This is a genomic window from Aporhodopirellula aestuarii (genome assembly GCF_023701485.1).
Taxonomy (GTDB): Bacteria; Planctomycetota; Planctomycetia; order Pirellulales; family Pirellulaceae; genus Rhodopirellula; species Rhodopirellula aestuarii.
In genome coordinates this window covers 136,622-160,979 of sequence record NZ_JAMQBK010000016.1, presented here as the reverse complement: position 1 = coordinate 160,979, position 24,358 = coordinate 136,622, and the positions used below count along the sequence as shown (strand labels likewise).

Sequence of the window (24,358 nt, the reverse complement as noted above, 5' to 3'; positions counted from 1 at the left end):
GTATGGGTTGTGCAGGTCGGTGAAGCGGGGAAAAAGATTGCCGATGCGTCAAAATGCGACGGCACCAAGCGTCAGAACCGGTACGAGCGTTCCCGTCGTACGATGGAGAACGGCCGAATTTGCTAAGCGACGCGGCCACCACGTTTTAATTGCTTCCGCATCCGCCTGCGTTCTGCTTTGTTCATACCCGACCAATCGATGCCGTCATCCGAGAGTGACATCGAATCGTCGTCGTCGCCGTCGTCTCCTGACGAGTCGTCGTTGTCGGTGGGGCCGTTAGCCGACGAGTTTCGCGGCGGTTGACGTGCCGCTGAGTCGGCTTCGCTGACAGACTCGTCATCAGTGTTCGACTTTCGCCGCATCATCGAGCCGAGGCCAAAGCGTCGTTTCTTTGGAGTTTCGGTGGAGTCGCCGTCAGCGTCCATGTTGGCAGCTGCGGTTTTAGCAGCCACGTTGGGTTTGTCGGAAGAACTTGCCTCATTCGCTTCATCAGCGTCGGGCTTTGGTTTTCGCCGCAGGCTCGGGAGCCAGCTCCGCTTGGGCTTGGCGGCTTTCTCGGAATCATTCTCCATCGTCTTCTTGGTCGAAGCTGCGCGAGTCGCCGCTTCATCTTGACGAGCCGTTCGCGTTTGGTCGGATTCGCCGTCTTCATCCGCATTCTTTTCGGCGGCCGGTTTCGCCGGGCCTCGCATTCCGAACCATCGCCGTTTGCCAGAACTTGTTTTCGACTTGTCGGAGCCGTCCGCTTCTTCGGCGGTCTGGGAGGTTCGGGCTTCGTCGCGGGACGGCTTGGTTGCCGTCGTCGCGGCGGTTGACGGTTTTGTCTCGGCGGGTTGTTTCTTGGACGGTTTTGCGGTGCGTGATGCGTCGACAGGTTTGGCGGGGCCGAGGAGACCAAACCAACGCCGCTTGCCAGACTTGTTCTTGGACGTAGCGCTGTTGTCGTCTGCGTCTTTGTCTCTCGGACGGGGTGGTGTTGCTTCGCTATCGTCTTCGCCGTCCGTTTCGGATCGACGAGTGAACGTCTCGGTAAACCGTCGGACAAATCCGGCGGATGGTTCCAGACCCCGGACTTCGTAGTAAAGCGTTCGCAGATAAGTCACCGTAGCGGCAAACCAGAACGAAACCGCCAGCAGTGGAGCTGAAGTTACGATGGTCCAGCGTAAATTGGTTTCCGGCACGAGAATGTTCCAGTCCACCGCGATCGGGATCGTGGTCAGGAGCCAGCCGATCACCATCAAGCTCATGCTGCTGCGGTATCGCCACATTTCGGCGACAGTCCGCATCGCGAGGATGGCGCCTCCGATAGTCAGAAACAAGCCGATCCAATCTTGACCTGATAAGGCAATGCGTTTGCCCATCATCCAATCGATCGAGCCGCCGAGCATGGTCAAAACGGGTACCACCTGGGCGACGCTCGAGAGCAGCGACAGTCCAACGATCCATTGCCATACGCGGTAATTGCCGCCGAAGTCATCGTTGCGAAATCGGCGGAGTTGGTAGACCATCCATCCGGCTCCGGCGACGCCGAGGTACATCACGCCGATGAAGTAGCGCCCGAGGCTGCCATATTCCAAGATGCGAAACACATGCACAAACTCGCGACGTTCGGCAAAAGCGGCAAACCGAGCGGTTGCGTCGTTGAGTGCGACTAGCGTCAGTACGATGAACGAAAGGACGGTAAAGAGTTTGGCTACAGTTGCCCGTTGAACCGGAACGAGCGAGAACCATCGACCACGCAAACACTTCCGCACCCGCGATCCATAGGCGACGGCGGGGCGGCGGGCTTCACGCAACTGTTCCATACGGCTGCGCGAACTCGCAGTCGGGCTTGCTGCCGAAACCGATGCCGTCGTCATCAGGACGCGGCGACGTCGGTCGTCTTGACGACGGGAATGCATCATGGGGACGGTCAGTGGAAGAAAAGCAGCGTGGCGAAGGACGTCGCCGGTTCGACGATCATCGGCGTCTGCGAGCAATCGTCACCGCAGGCCGATCCGGCTCATTCTCGACGCTAGCAAACGCCACCGACCGATGACAAGAGAATCTGGCCTACAAGCCATCCTCCATCCCAAAAAGCTCCCGCTCTCCCCTGCTTCCTTACTCCCCCACTAGCCACCACGTCAGCCCGACCAACCTATCCCACCAACGGAACGGTTCGCTTCTGCTCCGCACTCAATAATGCAGAGTCAACGATCTGCTGTCCGATCCGGCTGATCTCGACGGAGAGGGGCCCTGCGATTGGTGCGCCGCTGCGGATCACGTCGACCATGTATTGCACCGGGTTATGAAACGGAGACAGAATTTCGTTTGTGTCGATCCACTCCCCGGAGTCGCACCATTCATTTTGCCACTTGATTCGCGTGTCATAGTCGTAGCTCGATATCGTTCCACGCGTTCCGATCAGAACGAATCCGCATGGCGGTTGTGGTTGGTGCGTCCAGGGATCGGTGTAGGTTCCCCAGCGAGTCTCGAATTTGCTGAGTCCCGTTTCATACCGAGCGACCGTAACGCTGTGTTCGTCCACTTCGAGCCCCTCGGCGCCGTCGACGACCGTGGTCACCTCGATCGGACTGCGGCCGTTCATGTACCACGTGCCGAGTGTCGTCCCGTATCCGAGATAGTCCAACAGCGAGCCCCCGCCGTGGCTTTTTTTGTAGAACCAGCTTTCTGATTTTTCTTTTGCGATCTCTTCGGGGGATCGTTCTGTTTTGTCCGCACCGTGGTGTAGGGGACCGCGATTGCCGTCGTAGTAGTGGACTTCCAGTACGTCGCCGATGCGTCCGTCGTCGACAAATCTTTTGGCGGTGCGGTGTGAAGCCATCCAGGCCAGCGGCCAGTTGATCGCTAGGCGGCTGCCCGAAGTCTCACAGGCTGCGATCATCCGGTCGGCTTCGTCGAGCGATGCGGCGAACGGTTTTTCCACGAGAATGTCACATCCGAACGGTGCGACCCGTTCGACCCATTCGCCATGCATGGACGCGGCGGGGCATAGAATCGCTAGATCCGGTTGGCTGGTTTCGAGAAGTTGTCGGTAGTCGGTGAACACACGTTCGTCGGGAATCTCGAAGTTCTGTTGGGCTTCTTTCATGCGTGTGGGGTGTTCGTCGCAAATTCCCACGATTTCCACTTCGGGATGTTCAGCGGCCATCCTCAATAGATCTCCCATGTGGAAATGGTCGAAGTTGATGCCAACGATTTTGAACGGACTGTGCATGGAATTGGGTCGCTAGTGTGTTGGAAGTGAATCCCGGGCCGCTGCACCATAACAGCCATCCCCGCCGGTGGACCAATTTACCAGATCGTCTGGCGGGCCGCGATTTCGCCGAGTTGACGACAGGTGTGGCGAGCCGCCGCGTCGCGGTCAGAAAATGGAAACGCGTGCGAACGTTTCTCAGCGTCCGTCAGGACGTGTGACGCGGCCGAACAAGTCGTTCAAGATTGCTTGTTCGAGAACGGTGTCACGGCCGAGAGGGATCCAGCCCAATGTTTGGGGACTGTCATCGAATGCATCCGAACGACTGATTCGAGAACCGTCATGTCGGACGCCCGCGGTGGACTCGGTCGCGTACTGGGTCCGGTCCGTGTCCTCGAGGTCTTTCTGCACGATGACTTCAACCGAATATCCCGTCATGTTTGGTCGCACGGTCACGATCGCTCGACGGCGGATCGACTGCAGCGTACTCTGCAACCGTTCGAACCCCGTCGTGCTGTCTTTTCGCCAAGGTTGAAAGATCGAACCGGCGACTTTGTAACTCGTTTCGATCTTGCCTTCGAGCACGAGGCCTTGGCGATTGACGACGGGTTGTTGCCGAGCAATACGAAAATAGTCATCGAGAGTATCGACGACTTGCAGCCACAGGAAATCATCCGGCACTGCAGGCAGTTCCAGCGGGTTGGGGACGTATTGTTGCGGCACGTCACTGGTCAGCCGATAGGCGAGTTGCCCACATCCACCGGCGAAGGCGAGTGACAAGCATGCCGCGGCAACGATGTTTAGCGGGCGCGTCAGCTTTGGCGCACGTACCCGTTCCATCGAACAGGCGAAGTCTCGACGGATCAGACGAGCCGCACTCATTGGCGATTCGGGAATCGTGCGGCAACTTGAGGCAACGGTTTCGCCCCCGGAACGTCTTCGGGGAAGATCGTCCAGACGGGAACGCGTCGCTGCACGTCTGCGAGTGCCTCGGTTTGTGCTTTTTCGATCTTTTCGTCTCGCAGGATCTTGCGAATGTCGTCTTGAACATCTGCGAGCGGGACGATGCCTTCCTGCTCACGCTCGGTCACGCGGATGATGTGGTAGGCGTCGACGTCTTCGATGATTTGACTCATCGCACCGGTGGGGATCGTAAAGATCTCTTTGTCGAGGATCTCGGATGCGAGTGCACCTTGGTTGGTCCAGTCATGGATGCCGCCATCGCTGGCGAATGGCTCTTGGCTCTTTTCGCGTGCGATCGCTTGCATGTTACCGCCGAAGAAGGCTTCGCGTCCCATCTCCCAGATCGCGTCGTAGGCGGCCTGTTTGCTGGGGAAATTGGAATACATCACCGTGATCTGTTCCCAGCGGGCACGCGACTTTCGGTAGAACTCGTCCTGATGCGTGGTGTAGTATTCGTGGATCTCGGCGAGCGACACCGAGGGATCGCGATTGACTTTGCCGCGAATGTAGAGGTGACCGAGCATGGCGTCGATGAACTCACGTTCGCGGGCGGCCAGCGAGGTGCCTTTTTTGCGCAGTTCGTCGTCCAGGTCCGCGAGCGAGTCGGCTTCGTACTGTTTTCGCAGTTCGGGAACTTCCGATTCGAAAAACATCTGTCTGGCTTTCGCCTGCATCGTCGCCTCGGCTTCGCGACGTTTGTCGGCCGTTTCGGTGGCGACTTGGTCGAGCAGGAAGGATTCCCGCATCATCCGATTCTGGATCGTTTGAGCCAATAGCCCGCGGAGCATACGGACGCGGGCGAATTTGATTTGGTTTTCCGGGATCTCTTGGCCAGCGTTTTCGATCACGCTCTGGATGCGTGATTCGATCTTGGGGTTGAGTTCACCCAAGAGGATCGGGCTTTGTCCGACCATTGCGATCAAGGTGGCCGGATCGGTTGGCAAATCGACCTGCATTGCTTCGTCGATCTGCGATTGGCTCGGCATTTGAGCCGAGACGCTGGGGGCGAACGCCAGCGTCATCCACCCGAAAACCGCCAGCAAACCGAGGGTGCGGAACGCTGCCGGCCAGACGTGCGACATCACGCCGCGACGACGATGGTTCGACCCGGAGGACGTGGTTGCGAGGCGAATTGGGCTGAGGTTGGGCAGCGGGGGCATGGCGGGCCCGATGGATGTAATTCGGTAATACGACGAAATTCGAAACAGTGGATTCGCTTGTAGGGGATTTCGATCCGCTTTCGCAACAGAGATTGCCGTCTCGGATTGAGATTGTCGGGCGATAGAAATTGCGTGTATTTTCCAGTGCTCATAAGCGGAGCAATCCGCACAAACGAAACACTTTCTCAAAAGGTCGATTACTGGACCCAAAACCGCCGAAATCAAGGGTGACCCTCCCTCCCGCTCAGATGACACCTCCCACGTCTATGAGCTATTTCCAATTGATCGGACCGCATCAGATGACCTATTCAGAACAACTGGAGCAAGACGAAGTCGCCTTGTTGAAATCGCGTAGTCGCAAGAAACCGGCCAAGCGGAGCGAATCGGCTCAGTCGCCTTTGGAGACGTATCTTCGCGAGATCAACGAGACGCCCTTGTTGTCGGCTGAGGAAGAAATGGATCTGGCTGCCCGGATCGCCCAAGGCGACGTCATGGCCCGCGATCAAATGGTCCGTGCAAACTTGCGTCTGGTCGTCAATATTTCGCGGGGGTACACCGGCAAGGGCCTCGGCCTGCAGGATCTCATCGAAGAAGGAAACCTCGGACTGTTGCGTGCCGTCGAAGGATTCGACCCGGTTCACGGAACGCGGTTCAGCACCTACGCGAGCTATTGGATCAAGCAATCGATCAAGCGGGCGCTGATCAACAGTGCCAAGACGATTCGGATTCCCGCGTACATGGTCGAGCTGCTTAGCAAGTGGCGGCGGGCGACCGCACGGCTCAGCGAAGAGCTTGGTCGGACTCCGACGAACGAAGAAGTTGCACGGGTGTTGGGGCTACCCAAAAAGAAACTGCCGATCATTCGCAAAGCGATCAAGATCAACAACTCGACTCCACAAAGCGATCAAACGGAATCGGGCTGGTCACTCGGCGACATGGTCATGGACGAGAGGCTCAAATCGCCCGACGAAGCGATGCTCGATCACGACATCCTCAAGCACGCGATGGGGCTGCTCGACGACCTCGATGAACGCGACTCGATGGTGCTTAAACTGCGATTTGGGCTTGGCGGGAACGAACCGATGACGCTCAAAGAGATCGGTGCCGAACTCGGCCTCACCCGAGAAAGGGTGCGCCAAATCGAAACAGAGGCACTGCGACGGTTGGCCGATGGTCTGACGGATCCACGCGAACTCGGAATGTAGCCGGGGTGTGAAGTTGTTGCCCGGCTTTAAAGCGGTGCGTCGATGACGTACCGGACGACCCCAACGAAGTGGAAGATCGATGCCGAAATCACAAACAAATGCCAGACGGCATGCATGTATTTGACGCGGCGGTCATTGATCAAAAACAGAACTCCCAGACTGTAGGTCACGCCGCCGGCGAGCACGTACAGAAACAGGTTCATAGGGATGCGTCCGTAAAGCGGGATCGCGGGCAGCCAACCGAGCATCAGGTAGGAAACGGTGCTAATCGAATGGATGCGGTGGCTCAGAAACGCTTTTTTCGCAAACCCCCAGAAAGCATATCCCCACATTAAGACGAGCAAGAAATCCCGGTATTCCGTGACCGCGTACCGAACCATAATTGGAGTGTAGGTTCCGACGATCATCAAATAGATCATCGCTTGGTCCCAGGCGCGGAAACGGTCCAGCAGCGGACGCTCTAGGAACGTGTGGGAGAGCGTCGAGCAGGTAAACGTTCCCACTACGCTTGCGCCATACGCGGCGCAAGCGATCGCCAACGCGAGGTTCGTTTCCGACGCTCGTATCACCATCCATGCCGACAAACCGATCCATGCCGCTGCGGCGATACCGTGTGTCCACGCGTTGGCCCATTCTTGTTCGGGTTGGATCGGTGGGGAATCGTGGTCCGGCATAACCGCATCGACCACCTCCGGCAAAACTGTCCGTCTTGGTGCCATCATGACCGGATTCTCAATCGTCTCGTTACTCATTGCGTCTTCGTATTTGTGGGGGACAGCCAGTCGTTGTCACGTATCCACCGGAGGCACAGCTCGGGCCAGAGATCATCGGCACGGCCATCGAGACGGGCGCCAAACCCGTGGCCACTGCCGGTGAAGACATGCAACGCCGCGGGCACTCCAGCGGCATGCAGTTTTAGAAACGGCGTGACACTGTTTTGAACCAGATGCTTGTCGTTTTCGGCATGGGCAAAAAACATCGGCGGCGTCTGAGCGTTGATTTCAACATCCTCTCGAAATTGGTCCGGGTGTTCGTCCTGGACGATCCAAGCTGGATAAATGAGAGCTGCGAAATCGGGTGGGGAGATCGAAGCATCCGCGGTATCGACCGACTTGTACAGCCGTTCTCCTATCGTCGCAGCGTGAAAGGCAGCATTCCCACCGGCAGAAAACCCCAATACGCCAACATGCTCCGGAACGCTGTTGGTTACTTTGCCCGCTCGGACGAGCGACACTGCCCGCTGGATGTCCTGGACCGCCGGACGCCATTTCGGATCCACGCCTCGAATGGGGACCCGATATTTCAAAACAGCGGCGTTGACCCCACCCGCTTGGAAAAGACGGGCGACCTCGGTCCCCTCCAAATCCCACGCCAAAATGTTGAATCCGCCGCCGGGGCAAATGACCACGGTCGTCGGTGAGGGGGTGCCGTCGGCAGCCGTTGCGGAAAAGACATGCAGCTGGACCTCGCGAACGAACCCCAATCGGATCACGGGATGGCCCGCGACGGACCGGCCGTTCTCCCCGGTAGTGTCCTGCTCGCTCTTTTCCGGTTCAATCCATTCAGGAGCGTTGCCTGGCCAGACGCGTACAACCGCATCGGCTGGGGGCAGGTTGTCGTCGGCGAAAATGGTGGCGTCAGCGATCCAATAGCTTGCACAATGAAACGCCGTCAACACGGCCAGCAAACGATAGAATTGGCGAGGATTAATGATGACGACTCCTGAAAGTGTTGTTTTGAAATGACGACCGCGTCTCAGGCGGACAGACCGTAGCATGCTCCACCAGCGGGTGCGAGAGCGGACGTTAGGATGAAATGAAGTGGCGATTTGCCGACATTTCTCACGATGCCCCGCTTCTGGTTGCCCCGCCTCTGGGTAACAAGTTTCCGGATGTCTGAACGCGAGGCATCGGCTATCTTACTTCAGCGGGCTGCTTCCCTTTGTCGCACCGGTACACCGCCCTCGTAACGATTCCGTCGCCGAGTCGGAAGCTCCACACTGCCATGCATGTGCATCGAATGAAACCCAAAGTCGCCTTGATCGTCGAAACCTCAAGCGTGTACGGACGTGACCTGTTGTCAGGGATCGTTCGGCACATGCGGATGCACGATCAATGGTCTGTATTCCTTGAACAGCGTGATCTTCAACTTGATCCGCCGCAGTGGCTCAGCACTTGGCAGGGCGACGGTATCATCAGCCGGGTGACCACGCCGACGTTCGTGGAGGCGATTAAAAGAACGGGCGTGCCGATGGTGGAGCTCACCGACCGTTTCGGAGCATCACAGTTCCCAGGCGTGCGTTCCGACGATGCCGCGATCGGGCGTGCCGGTGCGATGCATTTGATTGAACGAGGGTTTACCAAGTTTGCGTTCTGTGGCTTCGCCGGCGAGGCTTGGTCGAAACGCCGACAAGACGCCTTCGCCGCTGTGATCCGTGCACACTCTTCGCATGAGTGCGAGGTGTATAACTCACCTTGGACTGGTCCGGCGGCGCTCAATTGGGAGGACGAACAACAGCGTCTTGTCGATTGGCTCAATGGCATTAAGCCTCCAGTTGCGGTGATGGCGTGTAGCGATATCCGCGGGCTGCACTTGATCGACGCTTGCTCCCGCGTCGACCTTGCGGTGCCCGAGGAAGTCGCCGTGATTGGTGTCGACAATGACGAATTGCTGTGCAGGATTTGCTCGCCGACCCTATCGAGTGTGATCCCGAATGCGGAAGAGGTCGGCTTTCGTGCCGCTGAGCTGCTCGCGCGTCTGATGAAAGGTGAATCTGTTGAGCCGGTTGGCGAGCCGATTCCGCCGCTGGGCGTTGCGGCCCGGCAGTCGACCGACGTGGTCGCGATCGATGACAGCAATATCGCCGCTGCGCTTCGGTTCATGCGCGAGAACGCGTGTCGGGGAGTCACGGTCGAGGAAGTGATCGAGAACACCGCAATCTCACGCAGCACGCTGGAACGCCAAGTGAGGAAGTATCTCGGTCGCACGCCTCAGGAAGAGATCCGCCACGTTCAAATCAAACGCGTCCGTGAACTGTTGCAGACGACCGATCTGCCCGCCGACCGAATCGCCGCGCTCTGCGGATTTGCCCATCCCGAATACATGCACGTCGTTTTTAAACGCGTGATGGGCGTGACACCGGGTGAGTTTCGTCGAAATTCGAAATTGTAATCGGGAATCTGGTGTACTTATCGAGTGGTCGCGTGTTCAGATAGTCGGGTGTCGGTGGATGCCAATCTGACGTGAATTTGCGGTTACAATGCGTTTCACCGCACCAGCTGGTTTGTCAACGCATGAATCTGATTGGCAGCCAATTTGGGCGGGCGTGAGCTTGATTCGCGGTCGTTGCCTCAGGGCGAGGGTATGACGCGAAAAATGCATCCGACGGAAATGCGGCGGTCGCAATGGCATTTTGTCGCGAGTTGTGGTGGGGCAATGTTTTTGTTCCGCGCCGCCGGTTGGGATCGGGGACGCGCCGTTGTCATCGGCGACCGGTTCCAATCAATCGTGCATCTCCAGCTCGGGGCAATCCTTCGCATCGACTGCATGGCCGTTGAGGACCTTCCGCCGGATACACGATGAAAACTTTTCCTCTTTTCTTCGCAGTCTTTGTCATGACCGTTCCTGCATCGCTCGGTGTGAGCGCCGACGAGGTCGCTGAATCCACCGACGTCTACACGCTCCAAAATCAGGACGGCTTGGTGGTGAAAGTCACCAACTACGGAGCCATTATTATGTCGATTCTGACCCGCGATCGCGATGGAAACTTATCCGATGTGACACTGGGGCATCGCACGCCGAGCGAGTACATCGAGGCGGCTGAAAAGCCCTATTTCGGCGCGGTCGTCGGACGTTACGGGAATCGGATCGCGAAGGGATCTTTCACGCTCGACGGCGAAACGCACACGCTCGCAACGAACAATGGCGAAAACCATTTGCACGGCGGACTGACCGGGTTCGATAAAGTTGTGTGGACGGTGAAGTCAGCCACCAAACAATCGATCGAGTTGACGTACGTCTCGCATGATCAGGAAGAGGGTTACCCAGGGCGCCTGAACCTTTCAGTCACGTACACGCTGAACGACCAAAACCAACTCGTCATCGATTACCGTGGAACGACCGACAAAGCGACACACGTTAATCTTACCCAGCACACGTATTTCAATCTCGCCGGTGAAGGCAACGGAACGATCCTCGATCACGAGGTGATGCTCAATGCGGATTACTTCACTCCCGTTGATGCGGGCTCGATACCGACCGGTGAACTACGTCGGGTTACCGAGACGCCGTTTGATTTCACTTCACCGAAAGCCATCGGTCGAGATATTAACGCGGAGAATGAACAGCTGTCGTTGGGCAACGGTTACGATCACAATTGGGTGCTGAACAAAGGCGTGATACCGGACGAGTTGGCACTTGCCGCCGTCGTTTATGACCCGGCGACCGGTCGGGTGCTCACGGTCAGCACAACCGAACCCGGAGTTCAGTTCTACACGGGGAACTTCCTCAGTGGAAATTTGACCGGCAAATCGGGCAAGGCCTATGTGCGCCGAGGCGGCTTTTGCCTCGAGACGCAACACTTTCCTGATAGTCCCAATCAGCCGGAATTCCCGTCGACGATTCTTCGTCCGGGCGAGGTCTATCGATCGCAAACCGTGTTCGCGTTCTCGGCCAAATAGATTGGCCGCGATTGTTAGAATTGCGCAAAGGGGTGCGGTATCGCGCCGGCGACTACCGTACAATTCAACTCAACGCGGCGAACGTTAGGGCAAGGGAAAACTAACCTTCGCGGTGCACGTGTGACCGGTTTGCTCGTTGACGAACCGAGGTTCACGTGTTGTATCTCGAACATTCCTCTCGATCCGCTCTCGGAAAGGTTTCCCGATGTTGCGTCAATGTTTTGTGATGTGGTCTGCGTCTGGAAGGCTACTGCCTGCATCTGTGCTCGGAGTCTGTTTGGTTCATGCAGCGTTAGTCGGTTGCAATCAATCGTCGAGCACGCCAGCGACCCCGCACCAACCGTTGACGCTCGCGCCTGCCGAAACGTCACCGCCGCAGAATGGCGATCCGGGGATGGTCACGCAAGACGAAGCCATCGCGTTTGCAGACAAGTGGGCCGAAGCCATTCGTCTCGGTGATGCCGCTCAAGTTCGTCAGTTACTCGATTTTCAAACGATCTTCATTCGCTCGCTGGAAGGGGTGATCGACGACGAAGAGTTCCGTGCCGGTTATCTCAAGGGAGCCGATGGGGCCGCTGATAACTTTGTCAGAACCACTTCGCCCTATGTCGGCCGTCCCGGCGGCTATGAGTTGGTGCGAGTTGTTTATCGTGACGGTCAAGCCCACGCAGTCTTTCGACTGTTCGATGACCAGGGGCGACTCAACTATCACGACCTGCGTTTGGTTCGGGAACGAGACGCCGTGTTGGCGGATGAGTTGTTTATCGCCGCTACCGGCGAGGCGTTTTCCGACACGCTGCGGGTCGTCGTCAGCACCGCGGTCTCAAGTCAAAACTCGTTCGTGGGACGACTCAGCGGACAAGCCGTCGCGGAGATGAAACGGCTGGAAAATCAGGTCGCGATCAGTCGAGCGATCCAATTGGGAAACAACGATGAAGCGTTGCGGTTGTACAACGCGCTGCCCGAAGACATGAAGAAATTCAAAACCGTCATGCTCTATCGCATCGCAGCAACTCCCGTCGAAGATGAGGCGGCGTACCTCAAGGCGGTGGAAGAATACGTGGCGGAGTATCCCGAAGATGCGTCGGTCGGGCTGATCTCGATGGATGTGGCCGTGATGCGTAAAGATCCCGAGATGTTAGTGACGGCACATCACGCGATGACATCGTGGACCGGTGGTGACCCGTTTCTTGACCTGATGATCGGTGCGAACCTCGCCAACTTGGGCGAAATCGAAGCGGGCGAGAAGATGGTGGAAGGGATTGACGTCGACGCCTCCGAATTGCTCGAAGCCCAGGACTTTCGAGCCACCATCTCGCTGGCCGCAAACGACCATGATGAGACGCTGTTGCGATTGCGGGTCATGCGAGACCGGTTCGGACTCGAATTTGCGGATCTCAGCACGGCGGAGGGTTTCGAGGAGTTTGTCCAGTCGCCGCAGTACCAAGAACTGCTCAATGACAATCGCTAAGGGACTCGACGAGGCGTCAAGCCAGTGACATGCGTGTCGTCGGGCGTGCTCTAGCCAAAGGTTGCCAGAGCAGCCCTGCATCTACCGTCGATCGACGTGATGATTGCCGCAGTTGGCGCGGGCGTTGTGAGATGGAACGAAAATCGTGACGTAGACACAAAAAAAGCCACCTTCGTGAGAAGGTGGCTTTTATCGTTTTATTTGTGATCGCGATAAGCGGTTTACTTAGCGACGGCTTTCTTTTCCGCCGCAGCCGCTCGTTTTTCCGCCGCGGTGCGGTAATCGACCACGTCCCAGATCAGTCCAACAGCCCGAAGTAGTTTGATGGCTTGCCAAGTGATATCGAATTCCCACCATTTGTGCCCGTGTTTGGCCATGCGTGGGTAAGCGTGGTGGTTGTTGTGCCAGCCTTCGCCGTAAGCCACGATCGCGACGAGCCAGTTGTTGCGGCTGTCGTCGGTGGTTTCGTAGTTCTGGTAACCGAACATGTGCGAGGCACTGTTGACCATCCAAGTTGCGTGCAAGACGAGAACCAGACGCACGAACATACCCCAGAGCAGCATCGACATACCCATGTCGAATCCGCCGAAGTAGTAGCCGGCACCAAACAAGGCCAGCGAAACGGCGATGTGGATCGGCAAAAACAGGAGGTCGAACGCACGCATCATCGGGTCGCGATACAAGTCCGGTGCCCAGCGCTCGAGGTAGGTTTTGCGATCGCCGTTGTGGGTGTGGAAAGCCAACCAGAAAATATGGCTCCAGATGCCGCCATCGTGTGGCGAGTGCGGGTCACCTTCTTGGTCGCTGTGTGCGTGGTGTTTGCGGTGGTCGGCGACCCAGTCGAGCGGCGAACCTTCGCCAGCGAAGCATCCGATGCCGGCGAACAGGTAGCGAACCCAGTTGTATGTTTTCATGCCGGTGTGGGTGAGCATGCGGTGGTAACCAAGGCAAATGCCGAGGCTGCCGGCGACCCAGTGGAGCACCAGGGCGGTCACGACGGCCTGCCATGTGAAGTAGAACGGTGCGGCGAGGCACACCAGGTGAGCGACCGCGAGCCAACCGATGGCCCAGTAGCTGAGGTTGTTGACGCGTTTGCGTTCTTGCGCGGTTGGGCGAGCCATGTCGAGTTTTTTCGCAGCCTTCTGGGCGACGAGCGACGACAATCCGTCTGCATCTTCGGCAGCGGGCTGGTGCAGTGTGTCTTGGCCTTCGAGATCGGTCGTTCCTTCGAGCCCTGGTCGGTTCCAGACTTCGGCATCGAGTGGATCGAGAGTTTCGACATCGCTATTGACGACAGCGTCCGAAACGGAGTGGTGATTATTGTTTTTTCCGCTGCGAGAGCGGTTCGGGCCTGTTACGGTCGACATCAGAGAACTGTCCTGGTCTCGTAGTGCGATAAGGGGAATTTCCGGCCAGCATGGAACGACGCCGAGTTGAGTTCTCCTCCGCTGACCGGCGGTTCGGCGAGCGGATTCGACGTTCGTTGTGCTGAGGAGTCGTTAGGATACCGCTGCCGGACGCTCGGCATGTCACGCCCTGGACACCGAAATGTAACGGCTTTGTAATTGTTTCTGTGAAATTTTACGCCTGCTCCTTACGCTCACACGAGCTACCAAGCGACGAACGCTAAAACCCAATGAAAAACGCTGTTTCTTTCAATGCTGAGAAGTTTCTGGGAGGCCCCCCGGATGGTGTTGTCCCCGTCCGGGGAGAGGGCGATTTCGTCGATTTTATTGGCCAATTGGCCTATCGCGATCGACTCTTGAGACTCCTCAGATCTTATTTTCAGACGTTTGGCTTTCTCGAGGTCCAGCCTCCGTGCCTCAGTCGCGACTGTGTCATCGACGCCTATTTGGATCCGATCGGTGTTCCGGCGTCCGAACTCGGCTTGCCCGAATTTGGCAGAAATGGCGACGGGGCAGGCAGCTCGGCGGCCACTCAGGCGGGGGGCTCGCGGTCTTCGGATTCGCCAAGTCGTTTTTATCTTCAAACGTCAGCGGAGTCAGCAATGAAAAGGCTGCTCGCCCAAGGGGCTCCTTCGATCTTTGCGATTTCACCCGTATTCCGGCGGGGCGAGAGTGGTCAGCGACATAACGTCGAGTTCACGATGCTCGAATGGTACGAAGTCGGTGGCGATGCGGAGTCGGCAATCAAGCTGCTTGGGGATCTTGCCGGGTTGGTCTTTGGCTGTGACCACTTCGAAACGGTGAACTACCAGGACGCATTCGAGGGAGTGCTCGGTGTCGATCCGATTGAGTCGCCGATCAGCGAGCTTTCGCGGTTGGTCAGCGGTATCGATGCGGAGCTCGCCCTTTCGATCGGCGAGGATCGTGACGCGTTGCTGGACGTTCTCCTGTCTCACTACGTCGAGCCGACGCTCGGGCAAAGTGTCCCGACGGTCATGGACCGATATCCGGTGAGCCAAGCCGCGTTGGCTCGGCCGTGTGAAGAGGACGAGCGTTTCGCCCGCCGCTTTGAGTTATTTTATCAGGGCGTAGAGCTCGCCAACGGGTATGACGAACTGCAGGATTGGCGTGAGCTGGTGCGGCGATATGAAATCAACAACGAAATCCGGCGGCAGCGCGGTGACGTGGCGTTGCCGGTCGAAACCACGCTTGTTTCGGCCATGCGGCGTGGGTTGCCCCGGTGCAGCGGAGTGGCCGTCGGTGTCGATCGATTGTTGATGTTGCAAACCGGAGCCCGTTCCATTGACGAGGTGATCCCGCTTCCGATCACGATCGCCTGATAGGTTGTCGTTGCATTCGGATTGAGGAATAGCGTCGCTGTTGGCGGGCTTTTTTTTTTCGCCGCCTGCGCGGACTGTTGGCTCTTGTTATCATCATGCCGCCGGAGGCAACTGAATACGACCGTGTCGACCGGCTTTTCATCCCCCCTTAACCCACCTTTGAATTGCTCATGGCGACCGATACCGATTCCACGCCCTCCGACAGCCCGTCACCATCGACCGCCGAGAACCCACTCAATTCGGGCGATGATGGTATCAGTGACAAGGTTCGGTCGGATCGCGAACTGCTCAAGCGAGCTCAGGCCGAAGGCAAGACGCTCCGGGCGTACGTCAAGTTGTCGGGGCCGGGATGGTTGCAAAGTGCGATCACGCTCGGTGGCGGTTCGCTCGCCGGTTCGTTGTTTCTCGGTGTGCTCGGCGGGACCAGCATGCTGTGGCTCCAGCTCGTTGCGATCGTCTTCGGCGTGATCATGTTGTCCGCGATCAGCTATGTCACGTTGTCGACCGGACGCCGCCCGTTCGAAGCGATCAATAGCGAAATCAATCCCGCGCTGGGTTGGGGATGGTTGATCGCGACGGCAATGGCCAACATGATTTTCTGCATGCCTCAATTCAGTTTGTGCTATGACGCGTTGGACAAAAACTTGTTCAACATTGGTGGCGGCGGCGGGCTCGGCGACAGTACGACGGCGAAATGGACGACCACGATCCTGCTCCTTTTCGCGGCGAGCTTTGTCGTCTTGCTGAATGTTCGGCAAGGTAAGGCGGCCAAGTTTTTTGACATGTTCCTTAAAGCGTTGATTGGCATGATCGTGATCTGCTTTGTCGGCGTCGCGATCCTGTTGTTCTCGCAAGGTCAAATCAGCATCGGCGCGATCCTGATGGGGATGATTCCTGACTTCAGCCAGTGGAGTTCGCCGGCCGGTGAACTCGGCGCCGTGGTTAGCCAGTTATCTCCCGAAGCGAATGAGTTCTGGACGACGAAACTCGTCACGAGTCAACGGTCGGTGATGATCGCGGCGGCCGCCACCGCTGTCGGGATCAACATGACGTTCCTGTTACCTTATTCGATGCTCGCTCGAGGTTGGGACAAGCCGTTCCGCGGACTCGCAAGGTTTGACCTGTCGACCGGGATGGCCATCCCGTTTGTTTTGGTGACCGGGTGTGTCGTGATCGCCGCTTCGGCCTCGTTCCACAATCGGATCGACGACCAACTCGCATCCAATGATCTCGCAGTCATGCAGGAATCGCCGACGTTCGCAAAAGTCGAAGGCGATCTCATGGCTCGCGTCAATCTCGAGCTCGGTGAGGAAGCTGCCAGCACGAGCGATGAGGAAAAGCTGCAGATGATTGCTGCCCTGCCCGTCGAAGAGAAACGCGTTGCCGCGGCTCTCGTCAAACGCGATGCGTTCCAGTTGTCGCAAACGCTCGCTCCGTTGCTCGGCGAGAAGAAAGCCAAGCTCGTGTTTGGTCTCGGCGTGTTCGGCATGGGGTTCTCAACGATTATCATCCTGATGCTGATCAATGGTTACGTGTTCCGTGAGATGCTGTCGATGCCCGACGCCAACGGGCCATTCATTGTTGGTGTCATCGTCGCAGGTCTGTCCGGTGCGAGCTGGGTGGCGTTGTGGACGGATGCGGGGACTCGGTTCTGGCTCGCGATTTTCGCGAGTACCTTTGCGGTCATGCTATTGCCGATCGCTTACGTGACTTTCTTCCTGATGATGAATAGCCGCCGGATTCTTGGAGACGAAATGCCTACCGGTGGACGTCGATGGGGATGGAACATTGCCATGGGCGCAGCTGTCCTAGGGGCGATCGCGGCGGCAGCCACCTCGATCTATGACAAGGCCTACGACGCGAGCCAACCGGCTGCGTTCCCGACCGTCATGACATTGCTCGGTGTCTACACCGTTGCCGTGATCGGCGGTTTCTGGTGGCGCGCGAAACACGCGGTCTCGGCGTAAGCGTCACGCAAATCGCTGCGGCAATCGAGAAATCCCTTCGGTCGCAGTCATCGAATTCCCTCAAACCTCCATCGGCTGGGTCGATGGAGGTTTTTTCGTGGGCTCTTGGCTGGTCAATCGCACGCCAGCAGCCGCTTGGTATCGCAGTAAATTGCGACGAAGCCGCGAAAATGCTTGACACTCCGACGTGACACGGTAACCTAGTTAGCTAGGTAACCCAATCGCCGGGGCGAAGCATGTTTTTTTCGATCGATGTACAAAGCGACGTTGCGATCTATTTGCAGATCGTCCGCCAGGTCAAGTTCGCCGTCGCGGCGGGCAAGATCCGGTCGGGGCAATTGCTGCCCAGTGCTCGTGTGCTCGCCGGACGTCTCGCGATCAATCCGAACACGGTCGCCCACGCTTACACGCAACTGCAAAACGAAGGTGTGATTGAATCGCTGCGTGGTCGCGGGATGGTGGTATGTGAAGGCGCCGCGGCACTCTGTCGGCGGCAACGTGACGAAGCGTTGGCGGAACGAATCGGCGAAAGTCTCGCCGAAGCCTGGCACGCGGGGCTGACGCCAAAGAAGATCCAAACGATCGTCGACGGCCATCTCAAACGGCTCGCCAACACGCCTCCCTCGGTTCACCGGGAGGCTGATGATGAGCCGTAACGTCATCCTGAACCGGCGAGTTTTGTCCAACCTGCAGACCACGGAAGTCACACGTCGTTCACCAACCGAACACCACCTTCTTTTTCTCCCCATACGTTGAAGGCATGCGATGGAACCGATCATCACTACTGATTCGTTGACGATGAAATTTCGTGGTTGCGAGGCGCTTCGCGGTGTGGACCTGCAGATTGAACCGGGGACTGTTTTCGCATTGCTCGGTGAAAACGGCGCGGGCAAAACCACGTTGATCCGCATCCTGACCGGCTTCCAACAACCGACGAGCGGGGCATGTCGCGTCGGTGGAATCGACCCGACCAAAGATCCCGGTGGTGTGCGCCGACAAATCGGATACGTCTCCGATTCCCCGGCACTCTACGACTGGATGACGGTCGATCAGATCGGTGGCTTTACCGCGTCGTTCTACGATCCCTCGTTTCGCACCGCGTTCAATGAAATGATGACGCGGTTCGATATCCCAATGAATCAGAAGATCCGTAACTTGAGCAAAGGTCAGCGGGCCAAAGTTGCCTTGTCGCTCGCCATTGCGCATGATCCGGAGTTGTTGATTCTCGACGAACCGACGTCAGGTCTCGATCCGAAAGTGCGTCGCAATTTTTTGGAAAGCATGATCGATCGGGCCGCGAGCGGACGCACCGTATTCCTGTCGAGTCATCAGATCTCGGAGGTTGAGCGGGTTGCCGACACGATCGCGATTTTGCACGAGGGAAAGATCGTTCTGGTAGGTGCGCTATCAGAATTACGGGCCGCGTTCACGCGTCTGACAATTGACGTTGACGATCCGCTGCGTGCACTGCCGGTACTGCCCGAACCCGCGCGGGTGATCAGTGAAGAATCTGCGGGCAGTGGTCACCAATGTATCGTTCGCGATTGCAATTCAGATATGATTGCTAACCTTCGGCAATCACCCGGCGTGATCGATGTCAGTTCGCACGCCGCAACGCTCGAAGAGATCTTTGTCGCGTGCACTTCGTCCGAATTTGTTGAAACGCCCCATGTTTTCCAGCCTGATGAGGTGCGGCAATGAGTCGCGAGGGAGTTTCTTCATCGCGGCAACCGGCATGGAACTGGTGGTTGTTATGGAAGGAGACGTGGATGCTCATTCCGCTCGTCGGCATGATTGCGGCGACGGGATTGGTCCTGATGTTCGTCAGCCGTGCGTCAACGGAGGAACAAGAGTTCTGGGGCAGTTTTCATTTGATCGCGATGGCGATTCCGCTGCTCTACGCGACCGGCGCCGGTGCCGTGATGGTGGGTCAAGAACGCGAAACGGGGACGATGGAGTTCCTGTCCGCACTACCAATCGCTCCCGCAAAAATCAATAACACCAAACTCTTTGTGTCTGCAATCGGTCTGTTGGCGTTGTGGATCTTTGTCGTTGCCGTGACGGTGTTTTTCGCTCGAGCGGACACCTCACGCTTGGCCGCAGGTGGAATTCTGGAAACGGCGTCGAGTTCCCAGCCGCGGTGGATGCTATGGACTGTCCATTCCGTATACGTCTTGTTGATCGGTTTCTACGCGGCCTGGCGGATTCGCAATGTGCTGTTGAGCGTGCTTGCGACGGGTGTTTTGGCGACGTTACCGATCGCATTGGGATTTCTCTACGTACCGTTCGTTCCAACGGGCGTCCACGAAGAATCGGTTATCAACGCGTACACCACGCTGGTTAGCGCCGTCGCCTGCGTGGTCGCATGGTGGATGATGCGTCGTCAGGCCCGCGTCATGTTGTCGGTGGTCAACGCGCCCGCGTTTGATAACCGCCGATCGCAGAAGAAGAACCTCGACTTGGGCGAGGGGCCGTGCGATTTCGGATCGAGTTTCGACGCGGCATTGTGGCAGTACAGCAATTTTAGATGGAGTCTTGCGGTACTGATCGCTTCGTTCGTTCTTGGCCTCGTGGTAACGATGCTGATCAGTGGGGTTTCGCGGGGCAACGGCGGACTCTTTGGTTTCGCACTTTTTCTCGTTTGCTCGATCGCACTGGCCACCTCCTGGCTCGGCGTCTCTGTGTTCCAGCACGACGGCTCTTCGCAGGGGCTTCGGTTCTTCGCGGATCGAGGGTTTGCACCACGCCGAGTGTTCTTTTATCGCCATGCTGGCCCAGCAACTCGCGTTGTCGTATTACTGCTGATTTACACCATGGTCGCCGTCCTGCTCCAAAAGTTCACCGAAATTTTGGGTCGTGTCGCCCAAGGCGTTAACGCCGAGGCCAACCTGCCGTCGTTGGCGATGATGTTGATTCTGTGCGTGGCTGTCTACTCGATTTCGCAGTGGGCGAGTCAACTGATCAAAACGCCCGTGATCGCGTATTTGCTCACGCCGTTAATCGCATTCGCGGGCACGTTGTGGTTATTCATTTGTTGGAGCCAATTCGGTGTCGCGTTGTGGTGCGTGATGCTATCGGCGTTGCTGCCTTTGTATGTTTCGTACCGGATGATGCGACGGTTCATGGATCAAACCGATCGTGTTCGCAGTCCAGTCGCGGCCATCGGATTGGTGATAGTGTTTGTGCTGATCCCGATGACGTACGCGCTGACGTCTCGCTTGTCTGGCTGGGGAATCACAGGTTGGCCGCTGCGGGTGCGGACGCTGGTGGCGATCATCAATGACGAAGACGGCGGTATGCCTCACCAACCAACGCAGCTGTGGCATCGTTCGACGTACCGTGACGAATGGGGTGGCGACTTCACCACGATCGAACAAGCGATCGCTTCGATTCGTTATCGGAGACAAACCGGATTGGACTGGATCGTTGGCCTCGATGACATTCGCGAGAGCCATGCGTCAGCGGCGATGATCGATCGTGACGACTCGGATCTTTACTTGGCCCGGATGAACCTTGCACGGATACGAGTCGCTTCCGACGAGTCTGATGCCGCGTCCAATGACGAATATCGAGCGTGGCTATCCGCGGCAGTCGATACAGCCGCGGCACTGCGCCGCAGCTACGATATCAGTTCACAGGAAGAGGCGGATCGATTTGAAATTTGGATTGCCGATGCGTTAGCGAACGCCGTGGTGGACGAATTCATTCACGCTCAGGAGGTGCGTGAGTTGGCGAGCCGATTGCCCACTCCCGAACAGCGGAATGCGGCGCGGCTTGAATCGGCTCGGAACTGCTTGGTCATCTTAGAACCGACATCCGAAACCCTGATACGTGTTGCCGAATCGCTCGCTGCGGCAAAGCGATTAACCGAGAGCGATCTGATGCGTTTGCATCAAACGTTTTATCATCCGATGACTCCGTTTGAGATCGGCGTGTATGGAACGCGATTTCGCGATCGGGATGCAATTTGTTCACTGGCGGATTCTGGCTACCGAGCGGATTGGTACCCGGGAAGATTCTGGGCGATGCAATGGGAGCGGGACATCGAAGCTCTTCGTGAGGGTAACTTCGAACTCGGCGACGTCGCAGTTATCAACTCTTCCACCACGGACAATACAACGGGAGAAGAGCGATGAGGCGACTTTCGAGGCAAACGCTGGTGTTCGTGGTTCCTTGGGCGGTGCTATGCGTTTTGATTTTGTCGTCGATGATTTCGTGGCGTCATCAAAGTGCGTTGCTTGATGATGCCTTTAGGTCGGGCATGGCCGTCCCCGCAGATAGCGACCCTCTGTGGTTGATTCGCAGGGAAGACGCCGCGACATCGGATCAACAAACCACACGATGGTTGCGAGTGTTGTCCGCAAACGAAGCTCTCGAGGAAATCTACGGCGATGCGTTTTCCTATGTGCAAAAGCTAGAGCAGGCTGCGGAACACGATCGGCTGCCCCGCCCGCAGAAGGCAGACGAATTACTTTCGCTATACGCCGAAGATGCACGCGAGATCGTTGACGAGTTGATCGAGTTGTCACACGGCGATCAACCGATCTGGGAGCCGACCCCATTGGGCTCCATCGGGACACGCGATCCAATGCAGCACCTGCACATCGCAATCACGAAATGCCTGTCCCGAGTGTTTGATGATGCGTCCCGTCGAAGCGACACCGAACGTGCGCTCACGGTACTTGAGGTGCTCGCTCGTTTGGCGAGTAGTCATAAGGATCCACCGCGGGTTGCTCGAGAGGTACTGCGAGATGCGGCTGAAACGACTTTGCATAAGCACATCGCTGCGTCACTCCAGCATGATGTTTGGTCTGAACAAGAACTCGAGCGGTTAATGCAATTGCTCGCCCCGTCCGAGCAAGCGGATTCCCGCTGGAAGACGCTGTTGAGACATCAAATCTTCGATATCAGTAGGATCGAAGCTTCCGGTTTCGATTCACGTTGGGGACGCGGATCTCCTTATCGATGGTGGTACACGGTTGCACCGAGTCGGCGCAGGGAGCAAGTGCTCTCGCTGAGCCAGATGATCGCGATGGATTTTGACGGAACTTCGGATTTCCTTTTCGCCGTTGACGCGGTCGAGTACGAAGCGAGCCTGCCGAACGGGGTTCGAGGGATGGATGTCTTATTGCAGCGACCGTTTCTGGGTGCAGATCCACTGAGGACGCAAAAAATGGCGTCCCCGAGTGTGTTGTCGAAACGATTGGTTCAAGCGGAAAATGACCGTCGGTTCGTTCGTTGTGGGGTGGCGGTCCGATTGTTTCAAAAACGCTTTTCACGATGGCCGGGAGGAATCGAGGAATTGCAAAACGTCGATATGCCGTTTGCCGAACGCCTTACGTATGCCGGTAACCTTTTCGAATGGTGGGCGTCCGATCCGCCACGTCTTTCGAACAGTCAGCGGCGAATCTATGGTCCGCTGGATGGCAAAAACGATCTCCTCTGGATTGAGTTTGAACTATGAGCGGAACTTCTTTCCCATTGCGGCAGCAGTTTGCGGTATTGCTGGAGACATCCAGAGTCATTGTGCAACGTCTGCGGCATAGCCACCGGTGGATCGACAATGAATTCGCCGACCGGGTTGAAATTTGGCTTGCCGATACATCGTCCGACCCTCTGCTCGTCTCGGGATGTGATCGGAAAGCGATTGAGAAACAATGGCGCATTGGAGATTGTCTTTTCGCCGACATCGAAGCAATGAGTGACTGTCAGGCGAACGATTAGGCCAACGTGACGAACTCGTGCTCAACGGTCGAGCTCTTCACGAACGAGCCCGTCGTGCTCTTCTTGGTGGAGACGGGCTAGTTCCTTTTGGATGACGCTATCGTTTGGTGCGTCCCTCTCGACAATCTGGCGAGCCGCCCAGACGCAGGAGGCTCGTACGATCGGTTCGGGGTCTCGCATGCCGAGTATCAATGCTGGGACTTGTTTTTGGGTCCCGGTATTACCAATCACGATGGCGGCATTTCGCAGTAGACCTCGGCGGCGGGTTCGCCACATGGGTGATTTGCGGAAACGTTTCCGGAAAGCGTCTTCATCGAGCTCAAATAGCTTGCCCAATTCGAGCAGCCCGCGAGGCGTGTCCGGCGACAACAGCCAGTCGGATTCCTCTCTCGCGTCGTCGGCCATCGCGTGTCGTGTGGGTTTGCGATTCCACGGACAGACTTCTTGGCAGACGTCGCACCCAAACACCCAATCACCAATGCCTTCACGCAGAGGCTCGGGAATCGTCTCACGACTTTCGATCGTCAGATAACTGATACATCGCGACGCGTCGAGAACATGCGGTCCGACAAACGCATTCGTCGGGCAAGCGTCCAAGCATGCCGTGCACGTCCCGCAGTGATCCGACTCGTGCGGTGAATCGGTTGGCAACTCGACGTCCACCAAAACGCAGGCGAGGAAGAAATAGCTGCCGAGGGTGCGGTTCAGCAACAAGGTGTTCTTGCCTCGCCAGCCCATCCCCGCGAGCTGCGCGACTTCACGCTCCATCAAAGGAGCCGTGTCGACGATTCCACGAGCGTTCGCGTCGGGGCAACGCGTCTGAATCATCTGCCGGATTCGCTTGAGCTTTGGATGAATGACGTCGTGGTAGTCGGTGCCCTGCCATGTGTATCGGGCGACCTTCGCGAACGCGGCGTCGCTGCAGTCCCCCGGTTCCGAATCGCGGGCGGAATAGGGCCATGCCAGCACGACCACAGACTTCGCACCGGGCAAAACGCCTTCCGGATGCCGGTAGGCGTCGAGGCGGTTGGCGAAATAGTCCATGTCGGCGGGATAGCCGGCATCGATCCATCGAACCAGATCGGCAAAACCTTCGCTGTTGACCGCCGGAGCGATTCCACAGGCAATGAACCCTTCCTCCATAGCAATCTTTCGGATCGCATCGGCGAGTTCGGTGGTATCGCAAACGGGTGGGTCGGGCATGAATGACGGCAGTTGAGGCAAATTCGGGGTAGAAAAACGCGGAA

Annotated in this window: 20 protein-coding genes; 12 read left to right on the top strand and 8 right to left on the bottom strand. The window is 57.3% G+C overall.

What is annotated here, in order from left to right:
* Positions 1 to 122: 122 nt before the first annotated feature.
* The 4 genes from NB063_RS05655 to NB063_RS05640 form a co-directional block, all read right to left on the bottom strand.
* On the bottom strand, positions 123 to 1,904 hold the full coding sequence (locus NB063_RS05655) for a hypothetical protein (RefSeq protein ID WP_250927779.1): 1,782 nt from the start codon (positions 1,902 to 1,904) through the stop codon (positions 123 to 125).
* A 233-nt stretch (positions 1,905 to 2,137) separates the two neighbouring features.
* The gene (locus NB063_RS05650) at positions 2,138 to 3,217 is read right to left on the bottom strand and encodes a Gfo/Idh/MocA family protein (RefSeq protein WP_250927778.1); all 1,080 of its coding nucleotides are present in this window, start codon (positions 3,215 to 3,217) and stop codon (positions 2,138 to 2,140) included.
* Positions 3,218 to 3,394: 177 nt separating this feature from the next.
* Complete coding sequence (locus tag NB063_RS05645; RefSeq protein ID WP_407652547.1) at positions 3,395 to 4,078, bottom strand: hypothetical protein; 684 nt, start codon at positions 4,076 to 4,078, stop codon at positions 3,395 to 3,397.
* Positions 4,075 to 5,319 carry a peptidylprolyl isomerase gene (locus tag NB063_RS05640; RefSeq protein WP_250927777.1) on the bottom strand — a complete coding sequence of 415 codons (1,245 nt, stop codon included), beginning with the start codon at positions 5,317 to 5,319 and terminating at the stop codon, positions 4,075 to 4,077. The genes NB063_RS05645 and NB063_RS05640 overlap by 4 nt, the downstream gene beginning before the upstream one ends.
* Positions 5,320 to 5,567: 248 nt before the next feature.
* Between NB063_RS05640 and NB063_RS05635 the strand changes: the two genes are divergently transcribed.
* Complete coding sequence (locus tag NB063_RS05635; protein ID WP_407652546.1) at positions 5,568 to 6,524, top strand: sigma-70 family RNA polymerase sigma factor; 957 nt, start codon at positions 5,568 to 5,570, stop codon at positions 6,522 to 6,524.
* Between the two features lie 26 nt (positions 6,525 to 6,550).
* Here the strand turns inward: NB063_RS05635 and trhA are convergent, their stop codons facing one another.
* The gene (gene trhA / locus NB063_RS05630) at positions 6,551 to 7,276 is read right to left on the bottom strand and encodes a PAQR family membrane homeostasis protein TrhA (protein WP_250927776.1); all 726 of its coding nucleotides are present in this window, start codon (positions 7,274 to 7,276) and stop codon (positions 6,551 to 6,553) included.
* Positions 7,273 to 8,301, bottom strand: coding sequence for an alpha/beta hydrolase (locus tag NB063_RS05625; protein WP_250927775.1), 1,029 nt, complete (start codon positions 8,299 to 8,301; stop codon positions 7,273 to 7,275). The genes trhA and NB063_RS05625 overlap by 4 nt, the downstream gene beginning before the upstream one ends.
* 242 nt (positions 8,302 to 8,543) lie before the next feature.
* On the opposite strand from NB063_RS05625, the gene NB063_RS05620 reads away from it, so the two are divergent.
* The 4 genes from NB063_RS05620 to NB063_RS05605 all read left to right on the top strand — a co-directional run bounded on the left by NB063_RS05620 (position 8,544) and on the right by NB063_RS05605 (position 12,674).
* Positions 8,544 to 9,695 carry an AraC family transcriptional regulator gene (locus NB063_RS05620; protein WP_250927774.1) on the top strand — a complete coding sequence of 384 codons (1,152 nt, stop codon included), beginning with the start codon at positions 8,544 to 8,546 and terminating at the stop codon, positions 9,693 to 9,695.
* Between the two features lie 132 nt (positions 9,696 to 9,827).
* Positions 9,828 to 10,106 carry a hypothetical protein gene (locus NB063_RS05615; RefSeq protein WP_250927773.1) on the top strand — a complete coding sequence of 93 codons (279 nt, stop codon included), beginning with the start codon at positions 9,828 to 9,830 and terminating at the stop codon, positions 10,104 to 10,106.
* Positions 10,107 to 10,138: 32 nt separating this feature from the next.
* Positions 10,139 to 11,203, top strand: coding sequence for an aldose epimerase family protein (locus NB063_RS05610; RefSeq protein WP_250927788.1), 1,065 nt, complete (start codon positions 10,139 to 10,141; stop codon positions 11,201 to 11,203).
* Positions 11,204 to 11,408: 205 nt separating this feature from the next.
* Entirely contained in the window at positions 11,409 to 12,674 is a 1,266-nt protein-coding gene (locus NB063_RS05605; RefSeq protein WP_250927772.1) for a hypothetical protein, read from the top strand.
* Positions 12,675 to 12,895: 221 nt separating this feature from the next.
* Here NB063_RS05605 and NB063_RS05600 read toward each other — a convergent pair whose 3' ends face one another.
* Positions 12,896 to 14,041, bottom strand: coding sequence for an acyl-CoA desaturase (locus NB063_RS05600; RefSeq protein WP_250927771.1), 1,146 nt, complete (start codon positions 14,039 to 14,041; stop codon positions 12,896 to 12,898).
* 269 nt (positions 14,042 to 14,310) lie between these two features.
* Between NB063_RS05600 and NB063_RS05595 the strand changes: the two genes are divergently transcribed.
* The 7 genes from NB063_RS05595 (at position 14,311) to NB063_RS05565 (ending at position 23,111) form a co-directional block, all read left to right on the top strand.
* Positions 14,311 to 15,420 carry an EF-P lysine aminoacylase GenX gene (locus tag NB063_RS05595; RefSeq protein ID WP_250927770.1) on the top strand — a complete coding sequence of 370 codons (1,110 nt, stop codon included), beginning with the start codon at positions 14,311 to 14,313 and terminating at the stop codon, positions 15,418 to 15,420.
* Between the two features lie 170 nt (positions 15,421 to 15,590).
* Positions 15,591 to 17,387: a divalent metal cation transporter gene (locus NB063_RS05590; RefSeq protein ID WP_250927769.1), complete on the top strand. Its 1,797-nt coding sequence runs from the start codon at positions 15,591 to 15,593 to the stop codon at positions 17,385 to 17,387.
* Between the two features lie 236 nt (positions 17,388 to 17,623).
* Positions 17,624 to 18,043, top strand: coding sequence for a GntR family transcriptional regulator (locus NB063_RS05585; RefSeq protein ID WP_250927768.1), 420 nt, complete (start codon positions 17,624 to 17,626; stop codon positions 18,041 to 18,043).
* 109 nt (positions 18,044 to 18,152) lie between these two features.
* On the top strand, positions 18,153 to 19,088 hold the full coding sequence (locus NB063_RS05580; protein ID WP_250927767.1) for an ABC transporter ATP-binding protein: 936 nt from the start codon (positions 18,153 to 18,155) through the stop codon (positions 19,086 to 19,088).
* 68 nt (positions 19,089 to 19,156) lie between these two features.
* Entirely contained in the window at positions 19,157 to 21,523 is a 2,367-nt protein-coding gene (locus NB063_RS05575) for an ABC transporter permease (protein ID WP_250927766.1), read from the top strand.
* Positions 21,520 to 22,851 carry a hypothetical protein gene (locus NB063_RS05570; RefSeq protein ID WP_250927765.1) on the top strand — a complete coding sequence of 444 codons (1,332 nt, stop codon included), beginning with the start codon at positions 21,520 to 21,522 and terminating at the stop codon, positions 22,849 to 22,851. The genes NB063_RS05575 and NB063_RS05570 overlap by 4 nt, the downstream gene beginning before the upstream one ends.
* A complete protein-coding gene (locus tag NB063_RS05565; RefSeq protein ID WP_250927764.1) occupies positions 22,848 to 23,111 on the top strand; it encodes a hypothetical protein in 264 nt (87 codons plus the stop codon). Before NB063_RS05570 ends, NB063_RS05565 begins: the two co-directional genes overlap by 4 nt.
* Before the next feature lie 21 nt (positions 23,112 to 23,132).
* On the opposite strand, the gene queG is transcribed toward NB063_RS05565, so the two are convergent.
* A complete protein-coding gene (gene queG, locus NB063_RS05560; protein ID WP_250927763.1) occupies positions 23,133 to 24,314 on the bottom strand; it encodes a tRNA epoxyqueuosine(34) reductase QueG in 1,182 nt (393 codons plus the stop codon).
* Between the last annotated feature and the right edge of the window lie 44 nt (positions 24,315 to 24,358).